The organism is Arthrobacter sp. Y3225116 (assembly GCF_059091245.1).
The window spans coordinates 1-745 of sequence record NZ_JBNHGL010000516.1 but is presented as its reverse complement, the minus strand read 5'-3'; the positions used below and the strand labels follow the sequence as shown (position 1 = coordinate 745).

Annotated in this window: 2 protein-coding genes; both read left to right on the top strand. The window is 70.9% G+C overall.

What is annotated here, in order from left to right; genetic code table 11:
* Positions 1–306 (top strand): ComEA family DNA-binding protein (locus AC5RV2_RS18710; protein WP_494093575.1); only part of this gene is annotated, 306 nt, incomplete at its 5' end.
* The coding region (locus AC5RV2_RS18705) for a hypothetical protein (protein ID WP_494093574.1) at positions 306–745 on the top strand (440 nt) is incomplete at its 3' end. The genes AC5RV2_RS18710 and AC5RV2_RS18705, both read left to right, overlap by 1 nt.

Here is a 745-nt window from a genome sequence, read left to right as displayed (position 1 = left end):
GACGCCGCCAGCTACTACGCCGAATCCGGCAGGCCGGGAGCCGGCGCGTCTTCTGCGCGGCCGGCCGAGCCCGTGGACGTGAACTCGGCACCGGCGGCGGCCCTGCAGAAGCTGCCAGGGATCAGCAGGCACAAGGCGCGCAAGGCCGTGCGGTTGCGCCAGGAGCGTGGCCCCTTCCGCACCGTGGCGGACTTCGCGGCCGCCCTGGACGTGCGGGAACCAGAGCTGGCACGGCTGAACCGGTTGGTGGTTTGCAAGCTTCCGCCGGCCACACCGGTGCCGTTTGGAAGGTCGGTGGATTACTGATGTCTTCGGCCCAACCGAGCCTGATGTGGAATCTGCGCCAGAGCCTCTGGCTGCTGGTCCCCCTGGGAACCTTCGGGTTCCTGGGCGGAGCTGCCTTGCTGGTGGTCGGTTCGCGGGCGGGGCGGCCGCTGTGGTGGATCCTCGGCCTAGTCCACCTCACGCTCACGGCCGTGGCCATAGCCCTGGTCGACGGCACCGGCGTGCAGGAGGAAATCGCCACGTGGCTGCTCCTGGCGTGCTGGCTGGCCGGCAGCAGCTTCGCGCTGGCCATCAATCCCGAGTACCTGAGGTTCAAGTGGGACCGTGACCGCGGCGCGGCCCGTCCTTCCCGCACCACGGGGTCAACAACACGGGCACGCTCCGGCAGCCAGCTGAGCTCCCGTGGACGGTCGCGCACCCGGTCCGGCGCGAACAGCCCCAGGTCCGCGCCCCGTGGCCG